This is a genomic window from Rathayibacter rubneri (assembly GCF_023743255.1).
Lineage (GTDB): Bacteria > Actinomycetota > Actinomycetes > Actinomycetales > Microbacteriaceae > Rathayibacter > Rathayibacter rubneri.
In genome coordinates, this window is the sequence record NZ_JAMRYM010000160.1 from 1 (window position 1) to 4,462 (window position 4,462).

The window sequence follows — 4,462 nt, forward strand, 5'->3', positions numbered from 1 at the left end:
GCCGGGGAACCCGCTCGCGGCGAGCAGCGCCGCGAGCGGGTTCCCCGGCAGCGCGATCACGAGCGCGCCTCCCGGCAGCACCGCGAGCATCGTGGGGTGCCCGGGACGCATGTCGACGCCGTCGACCAGCACCGTGGCGCCGACCAGGGTCAGCGCCCGTCGCACCGAGTCCGCCCGGGAGCGCCCGGTACCGCCGGTCGTCAGACGGATCGGCGCCGTCCCCGCCGAGAGCCGCGCGGCGATCGCGTGGTCGTCGTCGCCGAGCCGGTCGATGTCGCCCACTGCGCCTCCGACGCCCTCGACGAACGGGGGGAGGAGCGGAGTGAACGCGTCGCGGACCCGGCCGGCCACGGGCGCCCCCTCGGTGTCGATCTCGTCGCCGGTGAGGAGGAGGTCCACGAGGCAGGGTCGACGCACGTCGACGCGGTCGACGCCCGCGACGGCGAGCAGCGCGAGGTGGGCCGGAGTGAGGCGGGTCCCGGCGCCGACCAGCAGCGTGCCGGCCGGTGCCTCGTCCCCGGCGCGGCGCACGTGACGCCCGTGCGGCAGGACCGCGGAGCTCGAGAGCACGCCGTCGCTCACGACGCCCTGCTCGGTGGGCACGACCGCGTCGCACCAGTCCGGCACGACGCCGCCCGTGACGATCCCCGTGGCGACCCCGTCGGCGAGCCGCCAGGGCCCCGCGCCGCGCACGGCCCAGCCGTCCATCGCCGACGAGTCGTAGTGGGGGAGCGGACGGGTCGCCGCGACGCTTCCGGCGAGCACCGCTCCGCGCGCGGCGAGGAGCGGGACCTCGACGACCGGCCCGACGGCGACGGCGTCCGCGGCGCGCCGCCGGGCGTCGTCCCAGTCGGTCGCCTCGTGCCGGTGCGCGCTCATCCCCTCATTCTGGCCGGGAGCGGGGCGGGGCCCGTGTCGCGCGGACCCCGCCGGTCGCTCAGCCGAGGTACCCGTTGGGGTTCAGCACGAACTTCTTCGCCGCGCCCTTGTCGAAGTCCGCGTAGCCGCGCGGAGCCTCGTCGAGGGTGATCGCGGTGGCCTGCACCGCGTCGGCGATGTGCACCCGGTCGTGCAGGATCGCCATCATCAGCTGGCGGTTGTACTTCATCACCGGGCACTGGCCCGTCGTGAAGGACAGCGACTTCGCCCAGCCGAGCCCCAGCCGGATCGAGAGCGAGCCCTCCTTCGCCGCGTCGTCCACTCCGCCCGGGTCGCCGGTGACGTAGAGGCCGGGGATGCCGAGCGCGCCGCCCGCCGCCGTGATCGACATCAGCGAGTTGAGCACCGTCGCCGGCGCCTCCTGGTGCGAGTCGGGCCCGTTGCCGTGCGCCTCGAAGCCCACCGCGTCGACTCCGCAGTCGACCTCCGGCACACCGAGGATCTGCTCGATCTGCCCGGCGGGATCGCCCTTCGAGACGTCGACGGTCTCGCAGCCGAAGGAGCGCGCCTGCGCGAGCCGCTCCTCGTTGAGGTCCGCGACGATGACGACCGCGGCTCCCAGCAGCTGGGCGCCGACGGCCGCAGCGAGGCCCACCGGACCGGCGCCCGCGACGTAGACGGTGGAGCCGACGCCGACGCCCGCGGTGACCGCGCCGTGGAAGCCGGTCGGGAAGATGTCCGAGAGCATCGTGAGGTCGAGGATCTTCTCGAGCGCCTGGTCGCGGTCGGGGAAGACGAGCAGGTTCCAGTCCGCGTAGGGCACCATCACGTACTCGGCCTGGCCGCCGACCCAGCCGCCCATGTCGACGTAGCCGTAGGCGCTGCCCGGGCGGTCGGGGTTCACGTTCAGGCAGATGCCGGTCTTGCGCTCCTTGCAGTTGCGGCAGCGGCCGCAGGCGATGTTGAACGGCACCGAGACGATGTCGCCGACCTTCACGAACTCGACGTCCGGGCCGACTTCGACGACCTCGCCGGTGATCTCGTGACCGAGGACCAGGTCGGAGGGGGCGGTCGTGCGACCGCGGACCATGTGCTGGTCGGATCCGCAGATGTTGGTCGACACGGTGCGCAGGATCGCGCCGTGCGGCAGCTTCCGGCCGATGTTGGCCGGGTTGACGCCCGGCCCGTCCTTCAGCTCGAAGGTCGGGTAGTCGATGTCGATGACCTCGACGACTCCGGGGGACTTGTAGGCGACGGCTCTGTTGCCCGACATGGGTGCTCCTTCAGCGCAGCGACCGCGGAGCGCTCGCCCCGCGGGAGCCCTGGCGCCGCGCGGTGATCCGGCCGCGGCGTCGGGGCTCGATCTCACCGTACGCCCGCAGTCTGGAGCGGGATCGAGCGTCGGGGAGTACCGTGTCAGGAGTCGTGTGCGCGGTCCCGGATCGCGCCGCTCGCGGTGGCCAGCGCGGTGGCGAGCGCCTCCGCCCCGCCGCCCTGCAGACCCGCCGCGTACCCCGCGAGGAACGTCGTCAGCGGAGCCGCCGGTCGCACGACTCCGTGCGCCGCGTCGCCCGCCAGGGCGAGCAGCGCGTCGCGCCCGATCGGGACCTCGCCCAGGCCCAGGGCGGTGCACAGCTCGTCCCACCACTCGCGGAGCACGTCGTCGGTGGGCCGGTCGTGGGTCGTCTCGTCCATCCGCTCATTCTGGGGGGACGGACGGCGGCACGTCGATGCCGTGCCGCCGGGCGTCGTCCGGGCCGTCGACATCGGCGGTGGCCTCGGCGGGCACGGCCACGAGTGCCACCGCGAGACCGCGCAGCAGTGCGCGCACCGGGGCGCCGTCCGGGCTGCCGAGCGCGTCGAGCGCCCGGACGAGCGACCGCGTCCTGTGCAGGCCCAGCAGCTGCTGGGCCCGGCCGTCGGCGTCGACGGCGAGGAGGGAGTCGGAATCGGCGCTCGCCGCTTCCGCGAGCAGCCGCTGGACAGCGGCGGCGGGCGAGACCAGGTCCGCGGCGAGCACGAGCACCCACTCCGGGGCCGCGGGCCGCTCGAGCCGGGGGAGTGCGGCGGCGAGCCCGGCGACCGGCCCGCCGAACGGAGGGTCCTCCTGCACGAGCAGGGCCGCTCCCGCCTCCGAGGACAGCCGCGCCGGTCCGGCCACGACGATCCGCTCGGCGCCCTCGACGGCCACCAGCGCCGCGGCGAGGAGGGTCGCCCCGCGGTGCACCAGCAGCGGCTTGGTCGCACCGCCGAGGCGGCGCCCTCGTCCTCCGGCGAGCACGACGGCGTCGAAGCGGAGGAGGGGCGCGGGGTCCGTCACGCTCCGAGGCTACGCGGGCCCCGCCCCGGCGACCCCGCTCCGGTGTCGGAGGTCGCGGCTACTCTGTACAGGTGGTAGCAGCCCTGTATCGCCGGTACCGGCCCGAGACGTTCGCCGAGATGATCGGCCAGTCGCAGGTGACCGATCCGCTCATGACGGCCCTGCGCACCAACCGCGTCAATCACGCCTATCTCTTCAGCGGGCCGCGCGGCTGTGGCAAGACCACGTCGGCCCGCATCCTCGCCCGCTGCCTGAACTGCGCGCAGGGACCGACCGACACGCCCTGCGGTGTCTGCGACAGCTGTGTCGAGCTCAGCCGCGAGGGCCAGGGCTCGCTCGACGTCGTCGAGATCGACGCCGCGAGCCACAACGGAGTCGACGATGCGCGCGACATCCGCGAGCGCGCGGTGTTCGCGCCCGCTCGCGACCGCTTCAAGATCTTCATCCTCGACGAGGCGCACATGGTCACGCCGCAGGGCTTCAACGCGCTGCTCAAGATCGTCGAGGAGCCGCCGGAGCACGTGAAGTTCATCTTCGCGACGACCGAGCCCGACAAGGTGATCGGCACCATCCGCTCGCGCACCCACCACTACCCGTTCCGCCTGGTCCCGCCGGCGCAGATGCTCGACTACACGCAGGAGCTCTGCGAGCGCGAGGGCGTCGGCGTCGCCGCGGGCGTCCTGCCGCTCGTCGTCCGCGCGGGCGGCGGCTCGGTCCGCGACACGCTGTCGCTGCTCGATCAGCTGATGGCAGGGTCCGAGGCCGACACCGTCGAGTACGAGCGCGCCGTGGCGCTGCTCGGCTACACGCACGGCGCCCTCCTCGACGAGGTGATCGACGCGCTCGCCGAGCACGACTCCGCCGAGGCGTTCGGAGCGGTCGACCGGGTCATCCAGACCGGTCAGGACCCGCGGCGCTTCGTCGACGACCTCCTCGAGCGGCTCCGCGACCTGATCGTCGTGGCCGCGACCGGAGCGGCGGCCGCCGCGGTGCTGCGCGGGGTCTCGCAGGACGAGCTCGACCGCATGGCGGGCCAGGCCCGGGCGCTCGGCCTCGCCGAGCTCTCCCGCGTCGCCGACCTGGTCAACGACGCCCTCACCGAGATGACCGGCGCCACCTCGCCGCGCCTGCACCTCGAGCTGATGATCGCGCGCGCCCTGGTGCTCGGCGGCGCCCCGTCCGCCGGCGAGCACCAGGGCGCGCGCGATCATCAGCTCGAGGTGCAGGCGCGGCGAGGTGGCGCCGGTCATCTCGGTGAGGGCG

5 protein-coding genes are annotated in these 4,462 nt (G+C 74.3%); 1 reads left to right on the forward strand and 4 read right to left on the reverse strand.

Features of this window, described 5'->3' with window-relative positions; genetic code table 11:
- The 4 genes from NB037_RS18715 to mobA form a co-directional block, all read right to left on the reverse strand.
- Positions 1-879: molybdopterin-binding protein (locus NB037_RS18715; RefSeq protein ID WP_251948459.1), on the reverse strand; the 879-nt coding region annotated here is incomplete at its 3' end.
- A gap of 58 nt (positions 880-937) precedes the next feature.
- Positions 938-2,152 (reverse strand): formaldehyde dehydrogenase, glutathione-independent, encoded by a 1,215-nt coding sequence (gene fdhA / locus NB037_RS18720; RefSeq protein ID WP_055791222.1) that lies wholly within the window; start codon positions 2,150-2,152, stop codon positions 938-940.
- A gap of 143 nt (positions 2,153-2,295) precedes the next feature.
- A complete protein-coding gene (locus NB037_RS18725) occupies positions 2,296-2,574 on the reverse strand; it encodes a DUF6457 domain-containing protein (protein WP_251948460.1) in 279 nt (92 codons plus the stop codon).
- 4 nt (positions 2,575-2,578) lie between these two features.
- Entirely contained in the window at positions 2,579-3,199 is a 621-nt protein-coding gene (mobA, locus tag NB037_RS18730; protein ID WP_251948461.1) for a molybdenum cofactor guanylyltransferase, read from the reverse strand.
- A 71-nt stretch (positions 3,200-3,270) separates the two neighbouring features.
- Here mobA and NB037_RS18735 point away from each other — a divergent pair.
- Positions 3,271-4,462: DNA polymerase III subunit gamma and tau (locus tag NB037_RS18735; RefSeq protein WP_251948462.1), on the forward strand; the 1,192-nt coding region annotated here is incomplete at its 3' end.